The organism is Kluyvera sp. CRP (assembly GCF_019930565.1).
Taxonomy (GTDB): domain Bacteria; phylum Pseudomonadota; class Gammaproteobacteria; order Enterobacterales; family Enterobacteriaceae; genus Kluyvera; species Kluyvera georgiana_A.
On the sequence record NZ_CP082841.1, the window covers coordinates 3,811,381 to 3,828,986 of the forward strand.

At 55.5% G+C, this 17,606-nt stretch carries 15 protein-coding genes; 7 read left to right on the forward strand and 8 right to left on the reverse strand.

Annotation, left to right across the window (positions count from 1 at the left end):
- Positions 1-43: 43 nt before the first annotated feature.
- A complete protein-coding gene (locus K7B04_RS18055; protein WP_223802681.1) occupies positions 44-1,210 on the forward strand; it encodes a benzoate/H(+) symporter BenE family transporter in 1,167 nt (388 codons plus the stop codon).
- On the opposite strand, the gene K7B04_RS18060 is transcribed toward K7B04_RS18055, so the two are convergent.
- The gene (locus K7B04_RS18060) at positions 1,187-2,062 is read right to left on the reverse strand and encodes an AraC family transcriptional regulator (protein ID WP_163446451.1); all 876 of its coding nucleotides are present in this window, start codon (positions 2,060-2,062) and stop codon (positions 1,187-1,189) included. The genes K7B04_RS18055 and K7B04_RS18060 overlap by 24 nt on opposite strands.
- A 185-nt stretch (positions 2,063-2,247) precedes the next feature.
- Here K7B04_RS18060 and K7B04_RS18065 point away from each other — a divergent pair, with 185 nt between their 5' ends.
- Positions 2,248-3,147 (forward strand): EamA family transporter, encoded by a 900-nt coding sequence (locus tag K7B04_RS18065; RefSeq protein ID WP_223802682.1) that lies wholly within the window; start codon positions 2,248-2,250, stop codon positions 3,145-3,147.
- Positions 3,148-3,307: 160 nt separating this feature from the next.
- Here K7B04_RS18065 and K7B04_RS18070 read toward each other — a convergent pair whose 3' ends face one another.
- The 3 genes from K7B04_RS18070 to tehA all read right to left on the reverse strand — a co-directional run bounded on the left by K7B04_RS18070 (position 3,308) and on the right by tehA (position 5,720).
- On the reverse strand, positions 3,308-3,976 hold the full coding sequence (locus K7B04_RS18070; protein ID WP_163446453.1) for a DUF3313 domain-containing protein: 669 nt from the start codon (positions 3,974-3,976) through the stop codon (positions 3,308-3,310).
- A gap of 146 nt (positions 3,977-4,122) precedes the next feature.
- The gene (tehB, locus tag K7B04_RS18075; protein ID WP_223802683.1) at positions 4,123-4,719 is read right to left on the reverse strand and encodes a tellurite resistance methyltransferase TehB; all 597 of its coding nucleotides are present in this window, start codon (positions 4,717-4,719) and stop codon (positions 4,123-4,125) included.
- On the reverse strand, positions 4,716-5,720 hold the full coding sequence (gene tehA, locus K7B04_RS18080; protein WP_223802684.1) for a dicarboxylate transporter/tellurite-resistance protein TehA: 1,005 nt from the start codon (positions 5,718-5,720) through the stop codon (positions 4,716-4,718). The genes tehB and tehA overlap by 4 nt, the downstream gene beginning before the upstream one ends.
- 153 nt (positions 5,721-5,873) lie before the next feature.
- Between tehA and ydcK the strand changes: the two genes are divergently transcribed.
- Positions 5,874-6,854 (forward strand): YdcK family protein, encoded by a 981-nt coding sequence (gene ydcK, locus K7B04_RS18085; protein ID WP_223802685.1) that lies wholly within the window; start codon positions 5,874-5,876, stop codon positions 6,852-6,854.
- Here the strand turns inward: ydcK and rimL are convergent.
- From rimL to K7B04_RS18105, 4 genes are all read right to left on the reverse strand, one after another.
- Entirely contained in the window at positions 6,849-7,400 is a 552-nt protein-coding gene (gene rimL / locus K7B04_RS18090) for a 50S ribosomal protein L7/L12-serine acetyltransferase (protein ID WP_223802686.1), read from the reverse strand. The genes ydcK and rimL overlap by 6 nt on opposite strands.
- A gap of 62 nt (positions 7,401-7,462) precedes the next feature.
- A complete protein-coding gene (locus tag K7B04_RS18095; RefSeq protein WP_167575756.1) occupies positions 7,463-9,118 on the reverse strand; it encodes a glucan biosynthesis protein in 1,656 nt (551 codons plus the stop codon).
- Between the two features lie 114 nt (positions 9,119-9,232).
- Positions 9,233-10,738, reverse strand: a complete 1,506-nt coding sequence (locus K7B04_RS18100; protein WP_223802687.1) for a carboxylesterase/lipase family protein — start codon at positions 10,736-10,738, stop codon at positions 9,233-9,235.
- Between the two features lie 44 nt (positions 10,739-10,782).
- Positions 10,783-12,126: a VOC family protein gene (locus K7B04_RS18105; RefSeq protein ID WP_223802688.1), complete on the reverse strand. Its 1,344-nt coding sequence runs from the start codon at positions 12,124-12,126 to the stop codon at positions 10,783-10,785.
- Between the two features lie 225 nt (positions 12,127-12,351).
- Here K7B04_RS18105 and pcaH point away from each other — a divergent pair, with 225 nt between their 5' ends.
- The 4 genes from pcaH (at position 12,352) to K7B04_RS18125 (ending at position 17,601) form a co-directional block, all read left to right on the forward strand.
- A complete protein-coding gene (pcaH, locus tag K7B04_RS18110; protein ID WP_163446461.1) occupies positions 12,352-13,092 on the forward strand; it encodes a protocatechuate 3,4-dioxygenase subunit beta in 741 nt (246 codons plus the stop codon).
- Positions 13,089-13,709 (forward strand): protocatechuate 3,4-dioxygenase subunit alpha, encoded by a 621-nt coding sequence (gene pcaG / locus K7B04_RS18115; RefSeq protein ID WP_223802689.1) that lies wholly within the window; start codon positions 13,089-13,091, stop codon positions 13,707-13,709. Before pcaH ends, pcaG begins: the two co-directional genes overlap by 4 nt.
- Positions 13,710-13,894: 185 nt before the next feature.
- On the forward strand, positions 13,895-14,818 hold the full coding sequence (locus tag K7B04_RS18120; protein WP_064545207.1) for a LysR substrate-binding domain-containing protein: 924 nt from the start codon (positions 13,895-13,897) through the stop codon (positions 14,816-14,818).
- A gap of 407 nt (positions 14,819-15,225) precedes the next feature.
- A complete protein-coding gene (locus K7B04_RS18125) occupies positions 15,226-17,601 on the forward strand; it encodes a membrane-bound PQQ-dependent dehydrogenase, glucose/quinate/shikimate family (protein WP_223802690.1) in 2,376 nt (791 codons plus the stop codon).
- The last annotated feature ends 5 nt before the right edge of the window (positions 17,602-17,606 follow it).

Below are 17,606 nucleotides of genomic sequence, written 5' to 3' on the forward strand. Positions count from 1 at the left end.
TGATATAGTGCATGGACGCTATAACGCACAAGAGGTCATCGATATGCGCGCCGCTTTTATCCCTTTTCCCACTCTGCTGGCTGGATTTGTTGCCGTGCTGGTCGGCTATGCCAGTTCTGCCGCCATTATCTGGCAAGCCGCTGCAGCAGCAGGTGCCAACGCACAGCAAATTTCCGGCTGGATGACGGCGCTGGGTCTGGCTATGGGGATCAGCACGCTGGCACTGACGCTGTGGCGCAAGGTCCCGATTCTCACCGCCTGGTCAACCCCCGGCGCCGCGCTGCTGGTCGCTGGTTTACAGGGAGCCACCCTCAATGATGCGGTAGGCATCTTTATCTTCGCCAACGCACTGATTGTCATTTGCGGGCTGACCGGTTGGTTTGCCCGGTTGATGAAGCTGATCCCCCATTCGCTGGCCGCTGCCATGCTGGCGGGAATCTTGCTGCGTTTTGGTCTTCAGGCATTTGCCACGCTACAGGGGCAACTGTTGCTGTGCGGCAGTATGCTGGTTAGCTGGCTGCTGTTTAAGGCCCTCGCGCCGCGCTATGCCGTGGTTGCCGCGCTGGCGGTGGGAATTATTGTCGCCTTACTAAAAGGTGACGTTGTCACAAATACATCCACGCTGGGGTTTGTCGCGCCTCAATTTATTGCCCCCAATTTCTCGCTAACGCAACTGATCAGCGTGGGTATTCCTTTCTTTCTGGTCACCATGGCTTCGCAGAACGCCCCCGGTCTCGCCACGCTTCAGGCCTCCGGCTATCGCGTGCCGGTGTCGCCGTTGATTGTGATTAGCGGCGCCTTTGGGCTGCTGCTGGCCCCCTTTGGCGTCTATTCCGTGTGTATTGCCGCCATTACCGCCGCTATTTGCCAAAGCCCGGACGCACATCCGGACCCGCAGAAACGCTGGCTTGCCGCCGCCGCTGCCGGTGTTTTCTATCTACTGGCGGGCGTATTTGGTGGCTCAATCACCGCGCTGATGGCGGCCTTACCTGTGGTGTGGATTCAAATGCTTGCCGGGCTGGCATTGCTGGGTACGCTGAGCGGCAGCCTGTTCCAGGCGCTCACTTCCGCACATGAACGCGACGCCGCGATGGTCACGTTTCTGGTCACGGCGAGCGGTATCACCCTGGCGGGGGTTGGGTCGGCGTTTTGGGGACTGGTTATCGGTGGTGCCAGCTTTGCCCTGCTATCGCGCCAGGCCCGCGCGTAGCTGCGACGGCGTGGCGCCGGTCACCGCTTTAAAGCGATTACTGAAGTGGCTGGCGGAGCTAAAGCCGCAACTTAACGCAATATCGGTTAGCGGCAGCGCGGTGTGGCGCACCAACTGCTGCGCCTTGTCCATCCGACGCTGCATCACGTATTGATGCGGGGCTAAACCTACGGACTGACGGAACATGCGCGCAAAGTGATATTCGCTGAGTGTCGCTTGCGCAGCCAGTTCCGCAAGCGTTAAGGGATCGCCAAGATGTGCATCGATAAAATCGAGCGTATTACGCAGGACGCCCGGAGCCAGCCCGCCCGTGACCGTCGGTAGACGCCACTGCACATTAGCGTAGTTCTGTAGCAAATGGGTAAGCAGCAGCGTGCTGGCGCTGCTGAGGGTCAACTGATTAGCCGGCTGCTGCCAGTCGCAGCCAAGCAAAAACTGGCGGTACAGCAGCGTGATTTTGGGGTCGTCACCAAAAATTTGTTCATCCAGCGTAATCGTTGCCGGACTGCGATCCCACACCTGCTCACCGACCTTACGCAGGTGCTCGTCGGTACAATAAAGATGCACAAAGGACAGATCATCACGAATATCCCACGTCGATTCACTGTCTTCGGGCATCAGGCAGAAGCGATTTGGCCCACCGCCGTTTTTCCAGCCGTAGGGCGTTTTTTGATAACTTTCATAACCATCGGCGACATACAGGCTCAGCGTGTGATGATCGCTTTGCACCGTCAGCGTATCGCGTTTGTTATACCAAGCGGCAAGCTGAATGCCTGAATTGAGCGCCACGGTCTCCCGCAGAATCGCCTTCTGGCTCTGTAGTCTCTCAAACGTCGCGTAGGTGTGCGCCATTAACATTTCAGTCACGATGATAGGTAAACCCAGTCTAGGGCTTGTCACGCATGGATGCTACCTTTCTGCCCCAGCGGATAAAAAAAACCGCAAGAATTTGCAAGTGTACCGCAACTCCTTGCAAGCTCTGACCGCCAGCACGCGTCACACTGCGCCTTCTATCGCTGTTATCGTTGTGAGGAACTATGAACGCGCTGCTCTATACGCTGGTCGTTGTTATCTGGGGAACCACCTGGATTGCCATCTTTTTACAGCAGGGGCCGGTGCCTGAAGCCGTCTCCATTTTCTGGCGTTTCGCCATCGCCAGCGGCACTATGCTGACGATTTTGCTGTGTCTGCGCCGCCTGCGACCGCTGGCGTTGCGCGATCACCTGTTCTGCATGGTGCAGGGCTGCTGCGTGTTTGGTTTCAACTTTCTCTGTTTTTATACCGCCGCAAAATGGATCAATACCGGGCTGGAATCGGTGATTTTCTCCATGGCAGTGCTGTTTAACGCCATCAATAGTTTTATTTTCTTTCGCCAGACGCCGCCGAAGCGCTTTTACTTTGCCGCCCTGCTCGGATTGGCTGGCATTATCACGCTCTTCTGGCACGACCTGCAGGCAGTGGGCATGAGCAGTACTCTACTGGCGGGCATTTTGCTCAGCGCGCTGGGTACCTACGGCTTTTCGCTGGGCAATATGTTGAGCTGGCGCCACCAGCGGCGGGGGCTGGAAACATTGACCACTAACGCCTGGGCGATGCTCTATGGCACGATCGTTATCGGCATTGTGGCGCTGCTGCGCGGCGATGATTTTACGCCGCAGTGGACGGTGAGCTATATGGGAGCGCTGTTCTACCTCGCGCTGTTCGGTTCAGTGATTGCCTTTGGCGTCTATTTCACTCTGGTGGGGCGTATCGGCGCCAGCAACGCGGCCTACAGCACGCTGCTGTTCCCTCTGGTGGCACTGACGCTGTCTACAATTTATGAAGGCTATCAGTGGCATGCTAATGCCATCGTTGGGCTGGTGCTGATTTTGTTAGGTAACCTGGTGATGTTCGCCAAACCACAAATCTGGCGATTACCGCTTCTCAGCCGCGCCTGAGGCCCGCTTTCCGATACGTACCGACAGCCATACTGCATTCACTGAAAAAAAGAATATCGACAGAAGAAGAATATGACGGAAATAGTCAATACCGTCCTAATATGAATAATAAAAGGGAGACCATCACGTCTCCCCTTTTATTTGCGATAGCAATAATGGCTTATTTCTGCGACGGGTCGAATTTCACCGCATCGATGGCCATATCATCAATAACCTGTTTCAATGTATCCAGCGTCAGCTGGGCGTTAGAGTTAGACAGATCTTTGCCTTCCCCTTTACGCACCACTTTGATCACCGGCTTATTGGTGGCGGCGTCGACCAGTTCTGCCTCAAAGTACAGGTTGGTGTTCATGGTACGGTGTCCCGTCGCGGCTTCAGTGCCGGCAACAACCATCGCAATTGGAATCACTTCGTAGAACTGCAACCCTTCTTTGCTGGAGTCAACGGCAGTAATCGCACCGCGGAAGATCAGGCTATGCGGGCCCGCCTTGGTCGCCAGTGGTTTACGCTCGCTAATGGCTTTTTTCAGCTCGGTATTGGTGTAGTTCAGAATATCGGTCAGCGCTTTCTGCCCAACCTGAGTGGTCGGTTTCGGTACCGGATAGTAGGTTACCGGGTTATAGACCACGTTGGCATAATTGGCCGGTTTATAGTCCGGAGAGATCCAACGCAATTCTGTTTTCCCCGACGCCGTTGTGGCTTCTTTCAGGCCGGAATAGTCTTTTAAAAAGCCGGAGTACTGCTCAGGAGTGGTGGTCTTCGATGCACAACCTGCTAATGCCAAAACGCCCACAAGGGCCGCCGCTTTGAAAAACGCTTGAGTACGCATGAGAATAATCCCTGATAAATGCACAGATGCCCGTAAGTTATAGCAAATGCATCAGGAGTTTGTCGCGACAAAAATGGAGGCGGCTCTCATTATTTATAAAAATGATTCATTATATAACGGGCTCCCGCCCGTTATATAAATAACAATTATGATTCCCTGCGCGCCAGCATCGTCGCGAAGCGTAATTTAATACGATTGCCCTTTTCATCAGTACGATGCAGTTCGCCGACGTCTTCGTTATATTTCAGCAAATCCCAACCTTTATAATAGTTTTTCAGCTCACCCGTTTTAAAGGCAAACGGGAAACCAACCGTACAGGGGAAATCATCGGTGTCCATCGCCGCGACTATCAGATTGTAGCCGCCCGGTTTGGTGCAGCGCTGCATGTTGTCGATAAGACGCGGAATGGTATTCGCTTCAAGGAACATCATCACTACGGTAGAGAGAATAAAATCGTACTCACCGTCAAAGCTAAGCGTATTGAGATCGTGAACCGCCACCTGCAGATTTTTCAGCCCTTCCGCTTCACGAATCGACTGCAGATTCTGAATACTCATCGGGTTCTTATCCCACGCCATTACGTCGTAGCCGTTCGCCGCCAGATAAAGGCTATTGCGCCCGTTACCGCACCCCAGATCGAGGGTTTTCCCCGGCTTAACAATAGTCGCGGCATGCACCACTTCTGAATGGGTTCGGGTCAGGCCGTATTTGTCGGTAAAGTAATTTTCATCACGAATGGTCATTGTTCATCCTTCGGTTTCATCAGTGTCGACGGTGCAACACGCGTCAAAAGTTTACCCTGAAGCAGCAACAGCAGCGTTTTTACCAGCAGCAGGCCGATCACGATATTCGTGAAAATAAAGAGCGGCAGCGCCAGATTATGGAAGAAGCCGGTTCCGCTGGCATGTCCCAGATGCAGGCCGGTAGAAGCCAGCGCGGAAATACCGAACGAGAAGCTCCAGAACGAGGCATTAAACGCCTGACGCAGATACCAGGGCATCAGGCGTAACATAAACAGCAACTGTAATAGCCCGTAGCCGAACAGCATTTTCGCGAACACATCGGCGTGTCCGCCGTTAATGCTCAACCACGCGTTGCAGGCGACCAGCGCCGGTGCCAGTTGAATGCCGAGTGAGGTCCGTAACGGCACGGACAACGCGCCGCCGCTGCGCAGGCGTTGCACAATAGCGGGCTCCAGCGTTATCCATGAAATGACGCCAGCGCCCAGAAAGACCAGTCCGGCATCGTTAAACCCCAACGCTCCGCAGGCCATGGCGCTGATAAAATTGTTGGCGACGGTCGGCAGATACAATCCAGGCGTGGTGGCATCTGCCGGATGCTCGCCGCGCCACAGCCCCGCCGTTTGCCAGGCGGCGTAGCTCAATTGCAGCACCACGCCAATAATAAACAGCGCCTGCGCCAGCGGTCTCATCCACGGTGTGACGCCGATGGCGACCAGCATGGTGGTCGCCGGAAACAAACTCACAAAACTGCTGGCGATGGGGTGGCGCATCTCCAGCCAGACACTGTAGGGAAAACGTATCGCTCGGGTGATAAAGGCCAGCGTCAACAGCGCCCACATCACAATCGCCAGTATCACCAGCCCTTCGCCAATCGCCGGGCTCAGCGGCCAGATAGTGCTGGCGTAACGCCAGGCGAAACCCATACCAATAGTGCCCAGCACCATCCCAAAATAGCCCGCAGGTAAATTCAATACCCGCTGCCCATCGGTTTCATTATGCATTTTGTTTATTTAATCAAATTTATTTAAGTTGCATTTTAAATGATTCTTTTGGCCGGCGCTAGCGCCAAAAGTCGGTCCAGAAAACGTCAGCCGTTCGCACTGCTGCGGCAGAGGATTTGCTACATTTAGTGTATCTACTTAGCTGAGGTTATCATGAAAAAATACCGTCTTAGCGACGCTTCACGCAGCGTTCAGATTGGCGAACCCGGCGCGCGGGAAAGCATCGTGATGCGGCAAATCATTGCCCTGAGGGATTTTGCCGACGTGACAGCCGGCACTCTGGGCGGCTGGGTTGATGATGAAAACGCACTGAGTCACGACGGCAACTGCTGGATTTACGATGAAAACAGCCTCGTTTACGCCGGAGCAAAGATAGAGGAAAACGCGCGGCTGATAGACTCCTGCGAAGTGAGTCATCAGGCGATTATCTGCGGCAACGCTCGCGTGCTGGCCAGCCGGATCGGTCAGGGGGCGCTGTTGAGCGGCAATGTCACGGTCGATAACGCGCGCGTACACGGTCACTGCCACCTGTTTGGCGATGCCCATATCGGCGAGGGCTGCCAGATTGTCGGGGCAAAAGGCCTGACCGCCGACAACGAACGTCTGCTGCAAATCTACGACCGCGTCCGGTTGCGCGATTGCCGGGTCGTACATCAGGCACAAATTTACGGTGACGCCAGGCTAAACCACGCCTTTGTGGAACATCGAGCGGAGATTTACGACAGCGCGCGCCTTGAAGGTAATGAGGAAAACAACATTTGGGTCTGCGACTGCGCCAAAGTTTACGGCCACGCGCGTATCATTGCCGGGCATGGCGAAGATGATATCCCCACCCTACGCTACAGCTCGCAGGTCGCGGAGAACGCCGTGATTGAAGGTAACTGCGTGCTGAAACACCACGTCCTGGTTGGCGGCAATGCCCGGCTCCGCGGCGGGCCCATTTTGCTCGACGATCACGTGCTGATTCAGGGCGATGCGCGTATCGAAGGCGATGTGCTGATCGAGTATCACATTGATATCACCGACAACGTGGTGGTTGAAGCGCTGCCTGGCGAAGCTATTCATCTGCGCGGGCGCAAAGCCATTACCGGCGCACAGCGAATTACGCGCACCCCGCTATTTGGTGCCCTATGACCGGGTATTGTCGATAATTCGCGCGTAAATATTCTGGTCATAGAACACGCCATTCAGAAACTCTGCCTGGCGCAAGCAACCTTCCAGTTGAAAACCGTTACGTTGCGCCACCTGATTACTGCGCGGATTGTCCACCCGGCACTTAATCACAAAGCGGCGAATTTCTCCGCGCTCAGCGTAATAGCGCATAAACGCCTGCAGCGAGGCGGATAAAATGCCCTTCCCCTGCGCGGCCTCGTCCAGCCAGTAGCCGATATAACCGGTCTTGTTGGACGGTTCAATCTGGTTAAAGGAAAGCACGCCCGACAATTTCCCCTCAACAAAAATCAGGAACATTTTGGCAATGCCGCGCTGGTGCAGCATCATATTGCCCTGCACATTCTGGCGGGTGTCCTGTTCGCTTTTGACAAACTGCGGCCAGTTGAGCGTTTGCTGTAGCCAGTCGCGATTGCGCAGCACCATCTGATGCAGCTCGGCTACGTGCGACTCATTAACGGCTTCAAGGGTGATGACGTCGGAAGCGACGATCGTTTCAACACAGGTCATGTGTAGGTTCTCAGTCTAAAAGAAAACCCGGCGTCGCATGACTCGGCCGGGTCCGGGCTTGGTTATTTCATAATACGGTCGTCAACATATTGACGTTTATCCGGCGCTGGCGGGAAGTACTGGTACAGCCAGGTTTCGCTGATGGCGTCGCCACGACAGCGCAGGAACAGGCGCATATCCACCGGGTCGGTGGAGTCTGACGTGGGATACCAGTCGAACAAAATACGGTAGCCGTCAAACGGTTCAACGTAGAGAATTTCAATCTGCTTCGCTTCACCGCTGGAAAGCGTGATCACCGGTTCAATGCCTTTCGGCGCAGCGGCTTTCAAATCGCCGCCGACAAAGTCGATCGCAAAACGGCGGGACCATTTATCCGGATAATGTTCGCCCGGCGCCCAGCCTTCCGGGAAGCTGCCCATCCCGGTGCGGGTGGCCAGTACGCGGGCTAACGGCGAACGGACCGGCGGCATCGCGCTCCAGTATAAGCGATAGCTAAAGTTTAACTGGTCGCCCGCTTTCATCGGTTTTTCCGGCTGCCAGAAGCAGACGATGTTATCCAGCGTTTCGCCGGTCGTCGGGATCTCCATCAGGCTTACCGCCCCTTTGCCCCACTGATTGCGCGGCTCGACCCACAGGCTTGGACGCTTGTTGTACCAGCCCATCACGTCCTGATAGTGGGTGAAATCACGATCCAGCTGCAGCAGACCAAAACCTTTCGGATTCTTATCCTGGTAGGCATTGAACTGCAGTTTTTGCGGGTTGTTCAGCGGACGGCAGACCCACTCGCCGTTGCCGAGCCACATCGCCAGACGATCGGAGTCGTGGATCTGCGGGTGAATGGTGTCGCAGACGCGGCGCTCATTATTCCCGCAGCTGAACATGCTGGTCATCGGTGCGATGCCTAACTGTTTGATATCTTTGCGCGCATAGATATGGTTTTCCACATCCATAATCACCTGCGCCTTCTCGCAGTGCACCACGAATTTGTAAGCGCCGGTCACGCTGGCGCTGTCGAGCAGCGCATAAACCGTAAAGGTGGTGTCGCCTGGTTTAGCCGTTTCAAACCAGAAAGAGGTAAAGTCCGGGAACTCTTCGAGTGAGTCGGTATAGGTGTCAATCGCCAGACCGCGCGCAGACAGGCCGTACTGATAGGTGCTGTCGACCGCGCGGAAGTAGCTCGCGCCCAGGAAGGAGACGATGTCGCGACGCGCCAGTTCTGGTGCCTTAAACGCGCGGAACCCGGCGAAACCGAGGTCGGTCTGCCCTTCCAGCTGTTTGGTGTCGACGCCAGCATCGTTGTACTGGAACAGCTCCGGGCGGAAGTGAATTTCACGCGCCTGCTGGCTCGCCGGGTCGAGTGAGAACATACGTACGCGGCGACGGAAACCCATGCCCACGTGGAAGAACTGAATATCCAACTGGCGGTCTTTCACGTTATTCCACAGGGAGTGCGCCGCATCGTACTGGATGCTGTTGTAAGCCTGCGGCGTCAGATTTGCCAGCGTCTCTGGCAACGCGCGCGGAGCGCCTCCCCACGGTTGACGGGAGAGATCGTGAGCCATTGATTGCAGCACGCTGAAGTCAAAGCGACGCGTCTGGCCGTCGGCAATGTCAGACTCCTGCGCCAGCGCGGCCTGGGAGAAAAGCGATGCAAAACCGGAAGTCCCGCACACGGCGGCAACAGCCATTGAAGATTTTAGAAAGTGTCTGCGATTCATGCCTGGCAAAGCGTCCTTTTTATAGTCGGAATGCTGCTAAAAAATTACGGCGATATTGCTGCCCACTCTAGACAAAATTGACTGATAATCCAATTGGTAGCGCAAGAAAATCTGCTAATCCAGATTCACATGGTGTTTCATCACGCGTTTAAACAGCGCCAGACGCGCGCGCATAAAGCGGTTTTCCACACGGAAGCCGGCGTGCTTGTGTAACCCGATACGCAGCAATCGGTCACGGCCCCGTACCGAGGCAGGCCAACGCACCGGGCCCGTCAGAACCGCATGCTCCGCGCTGGCATGACGCGCGAAGTTCACCCAGTAATCGGCCACCTGGGCGGCAAAGGCTAAATCGCGCGGCGAAACGTAATCACAAGATGGCGGTATGTGCCCCAGCGTATCGAAAACGTAAGGGACTTCATTGCCATGCCACGCGCCGTGAGGATAAGTATCGTGTTCCGCTTCAGCAACATAGTCGAACCAATAACGCCAGCACGGTTGATTCAGCCGCTGCTGGGCCTGCATCACCACGTAGCCGAGCGTGGTAAACGCCATGTCGCGGCACACTTGACGCCCCAACTCCTCATCGCCCTTCACGCCGGGATAAAGCAGTTTGATTAACCCCAGTCCCAGGCGGCGCTCGCGGCGTAGCTTCTGGATTTCTCCGGCCAAATCAACGCCAAAGACCGCCATGACGCTCGCTTCGTCGCTGTTGGAACCAACAAGTACCGGCATGGGGTGCTGCTTTGCGGCAAAAAAAACATCCAGCATGGGCTGTGGCAGTACCGCATCGCCGACAATCGGCGCAGGCCCCAGATTATGCGGTGCAGTCAACGACCAGAATGCATCCGCCGGGATTTCACGCAGACTTTGCGCAGACGCGTTGGGGAGATTGAAGTGTTCAGCTAACCGTTCACCGCGGGCCAGCGCGGTTTCACGCGGCATATCCGGCAACGTATAGCCGCTCTGGATAATGGCTTTATGGAACAGGCCTTTCGCCTTCGGCGAAGCCATCAGTGACAGCACGCTGCGCGCGCCCGCCGATTCACCAAACAGCGTGATATTGTCGCGGTTTCCGCCGAAGGCAGCGATATTATCCTGCACCCAGCGCAGCGCAGCGATTTGGTCCATCAGACCAAAGTTATACAGCCGTTCGCCGTCTTCTTCCTCCAGCGCCGGATGGGCGAAGAAGCCCAGGTGGCCGAGGCGATAGTTAAGCGTCACCACCACCACGCCGCGCCGTGCCAGCGCCTTGCCGTCGTATGGCGGCAGCCCGCCCGCGCCGATAGTAAACCCTCCGCCGTGCAGCCAGACCATTACCGGCAGCAACTCATGACGTTGCGCCGGCGACCAGACGTTGAGATAAAGACAATCTTCAGAGAAGCGGCCCGGATCGCCGCCGCCCAGTTCCTGGCAGTATTCACTGTTTTGCCAACTGGAAGCCGAAAAGGTCTCGGCGGGGCGAACACCCTGCCACGGCATGACCGGCTGCGGCGCGCGCCAGCGCAGGGAGCCGACCGGCGGTGCGGCATAGGGAATGCCGCACCACAGATGGATATCCTCGTCCACTCGTCCTGACAACGACCCTTGTAAGGTCTCTACGCGCGTTGAGGCATTCTGCATCGGTGTTCATCCTTTTTTGTTGATTCCTTTGCAGATTAACCGTTTCAGAGCAAACCGCAACGGCGTTTGCTGCGCACCTCCGCTTCTTCATAGAGCTTGAATTCATCCAGAACTGGCCGTCCCAGGGCGGCTTCAAAGGCACTACGGCTGGCATTGCCATGGCTGCGCGTCTGCGCATCGCCGCCCAGATTCGACTGGAAAATCCCGGCAGCGCTCACCGGCAGAAAATCTTCATAGGTGATGGGCTGGGCGGTTATCCAGCCGCGTTCAATAAACGGCTGCGGGTCGTCACCGGGACGGATCGCCTGACGGTGCGCGTCACCACTCGGCGTAAGACGATAGCGGAACCAGGCCAACCCCTGCTGACGCAGAAGGAATTCGCTATCGGGAAAGGCTTTAAACACTTCTTGCAGATGCTGCTGATGACTGAGGTTATCTTTCCCCACGCCCGCTTCGTTCAACAACCGGTCGTATAGCGCCCGGCCTTTTGGCGTCAACGCCACCCCACGCTGCTCAATTTCACCAAAACGCGCGGTATGCGTGCCGCTGGCATCGCCGGCAAATGCCACCGGCTCTTCCAGCGCCTTAAAGCTGGTCTGACGCAGCAGTAGCGGTACCGCACGGCGCGGCGGCCCTTCTATGACGGCCTTTGGTTCGATCCCGTATTCGGCCATCAGCGACTGAACCTGATCGATATCCAGCGTGCGCGGCGTCAGATGGTTGATATGGCAGCCAGGGAAGCAAACCACATCGGCAATCAGCCGATGCTGGCGGTTAAGCGCCTCGTAGGTTTCTTTGTCTACCGTGGTATGCCGGTGCCAACGGAAAGTTTCCAGCGCTTCGTGGACGAACTCTTGTGCCTGCTCGACGTTGAAACCGTTCTGTTTATCATGAAGATTCATCAGCGCCCGACAACGCGGAGTGAAAATATCGCGCCGGGCGAGAATCTTCGCCGCCTTTTCGCGCAGCGCGGGATCGTCGATCAGCTCCAGACGCAGTAATGAGGTAAAGATTCGGAATGGGTTGCGTTGTAACGCGGCGTCATCCACGGGGCGAAACGCGGTGGAGTGAACCGGTACGCCAGCGACCGAAAGATCGTAATACCCGACCGGTTGCATCCCCATAATGGCAAACATGCGACATAGCGTCGCCAGCTCTTCAGCCGTTCCCACCCGTATGGCGCCATGACGCTCAACGTTCAGACGCGCCAACTCATCGGCGTTCGCCAGCTGTTCATGCAAGCGTGCATTATTTTCCAGCACCGCCAGATTCACATCAGCAACAAGCGCTAACAACGTGCCATATTGCGGGACTTCCTGCTGGTACATTGCCGACATTGCTTGTGAAAAATCTTCCCGAATATCATCTGCTGAAAGGGTGTGCGCCATGTTTTCCATCTCCTGTGCCTATATTTGCAGTGTAGGTAAGCACATGAGGCTATGCGGTAAGAATTTACAAAGTGTGATCCCGGCGACTGAGTTGATTTTGCAGTGAATCCCGGCCATTACATAACCACAGGTTATTTAAAATACACCTTAAATTCACTATTAATTAACAATATATTTACACACACTGTGTGAGGCAATAATAAAATACCCTACACGGAGCCACCTATGAGCACAAAATGGTCACCGCAAGAAGTGATTCACCGGGATTATAACAATCACCCACCGGCCTACGCGCCGGGTTACAAAACCAGCGTGCTGCGCTCGCCGCGTAATGCGCTGATCTCATTGCAGAATTCTCTATCGGAGATCACCGGCCCGGTCTTCTCCCAGCAGGATATTGGCCCGCTGGATAACGATCTGATTCTGAACTACGCCAAAGATGGCCTGCCGATCGGCGAACGTATTATTGTTCACGGCTACGTGCGTGACGGCTTCGGACGTCCGCTGAAAAATACGCTGGTCGAAGTGTGGCAGGCCAACGCTGGTGGCCGTTACCGGCATAAAAAAGATCAGTATCTGGCCCCCATCGACCCCAACTTTGGCGGCTGTGGCCGCGTGATGACAGATGAAAACGGCTATTACTTCTTCCGGACCATCAAGCCCGGCCCCTATCCGTGGCGCAACCAGGTCAGCGACTGGCGACCATCGCATATTCACTTCTCGATTTTTGGTGAAGCCTTTGCTCAGCGTCTGATTACGCAAATGTACTTCGAAGGCGATCCGTTAATTAAACAATGCCCAATCGTGCAAGCCATCAATAACGACGACGCGGTTCGTACGTTGATTGCTGAGCTGGATACTCATGCCGCCGTACCGCTGGACTGTCTGGCATATCGTTTTGATTTGGTGCTGCGCGGCCAGCGCGCCACGCTGTTTGAAAACCGTACGCAGGGGGCTGCACGATGAAAGACTATTTACCCGAAACCGCATCGCAAACCGCTGGGCCTTACGTCCACATTGGCCTCGCGCCGGACGCCGCCGGTTTTCATATTTTTGAGAAAAACTTCGGCCCAACGCTGGTTAACAGCCATACACCGGGTGAACGCATTGCCATTGAAGGCCGCGTTTTCGACGGTTCCGGTACGCCAGTACGCGACGTACTGATTGAGATCTGGCAAGCCAACGCCGAGGGACGCTACAACCACGTCGCCGATCGGCAGGAAGGCAAATCACTGGACGCTGATTTTCGTGGCTGGGGCCGTGCCTGCTCTAACTTTGATACGGGCGTCTGGCGCTTTGACACCATTAAGCCCGGACAGGCGGTTGGCCGCGATGGGCGCATGATGGCGCCGCACGTCAACCTGTGGATCGTCGCTCGTGGGATCAACATCGGCCTGAATACGCGCATGTACTTTTCTGACGAGCAGGAGGCCAACGCCATCGATCCCGTACTGAATCTGATCGAGTGGGAAGTTCGCCGTCAGACGCTGATTGGCCACAAAGAAACGCGCAACGGTGAGACGGTGTACCACTTTGATATTTATCTACAAGGTGAAAAAGAAACGGTCTTTTTTGACGTGTAAGCGCTGATATTCTCTGGCATCTCCTCTTTACCTGACCCGGCTGAGTGCAACGACGCCGGGTTTTATCCATGCAACAAAACGCTTGTCTGTTAAACCGCACAAATGTTAATAATAATTTGCTAGCAAGTTATCAAAATTAAACAACATTACTTGTCACCCATGCCGCTCTGTTTTTAACATCGCTTATGGAAAAAAATGCTCTCTTTAGTCAGCGCATTCGTCTGCGCCATCTGCACACATTCGTGGCCGTCGCCCAGCAAGGAACATTGGGGCGCGCGGCTGAAACACTTAATCTCAGCCAGCCTGCACTCTCCAAGACGCTGAATGAGCTTGAACAGCTAACCGGCACGCGGCTATTTGAGCGTGGTCGACTGGGCGCACAGTTAACTCTCGTCGGCGAACAGTTCTTAACCCATGCGGTCAAGGTGCTGGATGCGTTAAATACCGCCGGGCAGGCGCTTGTTCGTAAAGAAGGTGTTAACAATGATGTAGTGCGAATTGGCGCACTGCCCACCGCTGCGCTGGGTGTCTTGCCAGCGGTGATTGGGCAATTTCATCAACAGCAAAAGGACGTCACCCTCCAGGTTGCCACCATGAATAACACCATGCTGTTGGCGGCGCTGAAGTCCGGAGATATCGATCTTGGTATTGGACGGATGTCGGATCCGGAACTGATGACCGGGCTAAACTATGAGCTCTTGTTCCTCGAATCATTGAAGCTGGTGGTGCGGCCAGACCACCCTATTCTGCATGAAAACATCACCCTGAGCCGCGTACTGGACTGGCCGGTTGTCGTTTCACCAAAAGGTACGGTTCCACGTCAGAATGCCGAGACACTCCTTCAGAGCCAGGGGTGTAAGATGCCTGCGGGCTGCATTGAAACGCTTTCGGCATCGCTATCACGCCAACTGACGGTTGACTACAACTACGTATGGTTCGTGCCTTCCGGTGCGGTGAAGGACGATCTGCGGCGCGGTACGCTCACCGCGCTGCCTATCGCGACCCAAGGCCAGGGCGAACCCATCGGCATCCTTACTCGCGTAGACACGACGCTCTCCTCCGGCGCACAGACGCTGCTCAGCGCCGTACGAAAGTCGATGCCTGCCTGATAATTGCGTGACGTGGCCAAACAGGCCACGTTGGCTCCCTTGTTTATTAACATCCCCCGGAGAGCTTAGGCAAGGCTGCATTGCGAATGAAACATTCGCCATTTAACGCGATCTAAAATCGTCATTGCTTGCACCGACTGCTGAACTTCACTATCGATAGCCTCCTTCGGGCAACTTTTCCCTGCCCTATACGCAAATAATGCGAAATCATTTATTAACAATTGCGCAATGCAATTTAACAGATCTATCATAGCCATAAATTAACCAAATGGTTCACAGGTAATTTCATAACCTAACTAAATACCTCGACAAGAAACACACCAATATTTCATTCAAAACACCAATGCAACGAAGTTAACCCCAGTTGGTTCATTTTGTGCATTTTATGCTGTCGAAAGGAGAACAGTATGGCTACTGGCAACGTGCCGCGAGGATTCCCCCGAATCTTGCAGTGGCTTCTTATCGGGCTGATGGCGCTCATCGGTCTGGCGATTGGTGCCCTGGGGGCAAAACTTGCCTCCGTGGGCGGCACCTGGTTCTTTGCCCTGATGGGGCTGGTGATGGTGGTCAGCGCCATCCTGATCGCCCGTCATCGCCGCGGCGGCATTGTGCTGTACGCGCTGGCCTTTATCGTCGCGATCGTTTGGTCCATCAGCGATGCAGGCTGGGATTTCTGGCCGCTTTTCTCACGTCTGTTTGCCTTTGGCGTGCTGGCTTTCCTCTGTGCGCTGGTCTGGCCGTTTATGTCTACCACCCAGCCAGCTAAAAAAGGCCTGCCGTTTGCCCTTGCGGCGGTCATTGCTGTCGCGCTGCTGGCAAGCATTGGTGGTATGTTCAAGCCACAAACGCTGGTTTCTGCTACCGAAGCGGTGCCGGTTAAACCGGTAGCCGCCGGTGAAGAGCAGAAAAACTGGGAACATTGGGGTAATACCACCCATGGTGACCGTTTTGCTGCCCTGGATCAGATTAACAAGCAGAACATCAATAAACTGCAGGTGGCCTGGACTGCCCACACCGGTGATATCCCATTGAGCAATGGTTCAGGTGCGGAAGATCAGAACACGCCGTTGCAGGTAGGCGATACCCTGTTTGTCTGTACACCGTATAGCAAAGTACTGGCGCTGGATGTCGATACCGGTAAAGAGAAGTGGCGCTATGATTCGAAAGCCACCGCGCCGAACTGGCAGCGCTGCCGTGGTCTGGGCTACTTTGAAGATACGCAGGTGCTGAACGCGCCGCAGAGCACAGCGCAGCCAGCTGCCTGTCCGCGCCGCCTGTTCCTGCCAACCACCGATGCGCGCCTGATCGCCATCAACGCCGATAACGGCAAGCTGTGCGAAGACTTTGGCAACCACGGTATTGTGGACCTGAGCGTCGGTATGGGCGAAGTCAAACCGGGTTACTATCAGCAAACCTCCACACCGCTGGTCGCGGGTAATGTGGTGGTGGTGGGTGGCCGAGTCGCGGATAACTTCTCTACCGATGAACCGCCGGGCGTGGTTCGCGCGTACGACGTACGTAGCGGCAAGCTGGCCTGGGCCTGGGATCCAGGTAACCCGAATCTGACGGGCCTGCCGCCGGAAGGCCAGACCTACACTCGCGGTACGCCAAACGTCTGGTCTGCAATGTCCTATGACGCGAAACTGAACCTCATTTATCTGCCAACCGGTAACGCCACTCCGGATTTCTGGGCCGGTGAACGTACCGCGCTGGACGATAAATACAGTTCCTCCATCGTCGCCGTTGACGCTACAACCGGTAAAGTCCGCTGGCACTATCAAACCACACACCACGACCTGTGGGACTTCGACCTGCCTTCGCAACCGCTGCTGTACGATCTGCCAGACGGTAAAGGCAGCACCACGCCGGTACTGGTACAAACCAGCAAGCAAGGCATGATCTTCATGCTCAATCGCGAAACCGGCGAGCCAGTCGCCAAAGTTGAAGAGCGCCCGGTTCCGGCGGGCAACGTGCATGGCGAGCGCTATTCTCCAACGCAGCCTTACTCCGTCGGCATGCCGATGATCGGCAACGAGCAGTTAAAAGAGTCCGATATGTGGGGCGCAACCCCGGTGGACTTGCTGCTATGCCGTATTCAGTTTAAAGAAATGCGCCATCAGGGGATTTTCACCCCGCCGGGCGTTGATCGCTCCCTGCAATATCCGGGGTCACTGGGCGGTATGAACTGGGGCAGCGTGTCGGTTGATCCTAACAATAGCCTGATGTTCGTTAACGATATGCGCCTGGGCCTGGCGAACTATATGGTACCGCGTGAAAACGTGGCGAAAGGTGCCAGTGGTATCGAGATGGGAATTGTGCCGATGGAAGGTACCCCCTACGGCGCGATGCGCGAACGCTTCTTGTCGCCATTGGGTATCCCCTGTCAGAAACCGCCGTTTGGTACCATGTCGGCAGTGGATCTGAAGTCCGGTAAGATCGTGTGGCAAGTACCGGTTGGCACCGTAGAAGACACTGGTCCGCTGGGTATCCGCATGCATATGCCAATTCCGATCGGCATGCCGACACTTGGCGCATCGCTGTCAACGCAATCGGGTCTGTTGTTCTTCGCGGGCACCCAGGACTTCTACCTGCGTGCATTTGACACCGCAACCGGGAAAGAGATTTGGAAAGACCGTCTGCCGGTCGGCAGCCAGTCTGGCCCAATGACCTATGTTTCGCCAAAAACCGGTAAGCAGTACATCGTGATTAACGCCGGAGGCGCTCGACAGTCGCCGGATCGCGGTGACTACATCATCGCTTACGCCCTGCCGGATTCGCAGTAATCCTC

What these genes read in the sequence shown, in the direction of transcription:
- K7B04_RS18055 (WP_223802681.1), top strand. Translation starts at nt 44, where the DNA reads ATGCGCGCCGCTTTTATCCCTTTTCCCACTCTGCTGGCTGGATTTGTT.
- K7B04_RS18060 (WP_163446451.1), bottom strand. Translation starts at nt 2,062, where the DNA reads ATGGCGCACACCTACGCGACGTTTGAGAGACTACAGAGCCAGAAGGCG.
- K7B04_RS18065 (WP_223802682.1), top strand. Translation starts at nt 2,248, where the DNA reads ATGAACGCGCTGCTCTATACGCTGGTCGTTGTTATCTGGGGAACCACC.
- K7B04_RS18070 (WP_163446453.1), bottom strand. Translation starts at nt 3,976, where the DNA reads ATGCGTACTCAAGCGTTTTTCAAAGCGGCGGCCCTTGTGGGCGTTTTG.
- tehB (WP_223802683.1), bottom strand. Translation starts at nt 4,719, where the DNA reads ATGACCATTCGTGATGAAAATTACTTTACCGACAAATACGGCCTGACC.
- tehA (WP_223802684.1), bottom strand. Translation starts at nt 5,720, where the DNA reads ATGCATAATGAAACCGATGGGCAGCGGGTATTGAATTTACCTGCGGGC.
- ydcK (WP_223802685.1), top strand. Translation starts at nt 5,874, where the DNA reads ATGAAAAAATACCGTCTTAGCGACGCTTCACGCAGCGTTCAGATTGGC.
- rimL (WP_223802686.1), bottom strand. Translation starts at nt 7,400, where the DNA reads ATGACCTGTGTTGAAACGATCGTCGCTTCCGACGTCATCACCCTTGAA.
- K7B04_RS18095 (WP_167575756.1), bottom strand. Translation starts at nt 9,118, where the DNA reads ATGAATCGCAGACACTTTCTAAAATCTTCAATGGCTGTTGCCGCCGTG.
- K7B04_RS18100 (WP_223802687.1), bottom strand. Translation starts at nt 10,738, where the DNA reads ATGCAGAATGCCTCAACGCGCGTAGAGACCTTACAAGGGTCGTTGTCA.
- K7B04_RS18105 (WP_223802688.1), bottom strand. Translation starts at nt 12,126, where the DNA reads ATGGCGCACACCCTTTCAGCAGATGATATTCGGGAAGATTTTTCACAA.
- pcaH (WP_163446461.1), top strand. Translation starts at nt 12,352, where the DNA reads ATGAGCACAAAATGGTCACCGCAAGAAGTGATTCACCGGGATTATAAC.
- pcaG (WP_223802689.1), top strand. Translation starts at nt 13,089, where the DNA reads ATGAAAGACTATTTACCCGAAACCGCATCGCAAACCGCTGGGCCTTAC.
- K7B04_RS18120 (WP_064545207.1), top strand. Translation starts at nt 13,895, where the DNA reads ATGGAAAAAAATGCTCTCTTTAGTCAGCGCATTCGTCTGCGCCATCTG.
- K7B04_RS18125 (WP_223802690.1), top strand. Translation starts at nt 15,226, where the DNA reads ATGGCTACTGGCAACGTGCCGCGAGGATTCCCCCGAATCTTGCAGTGG.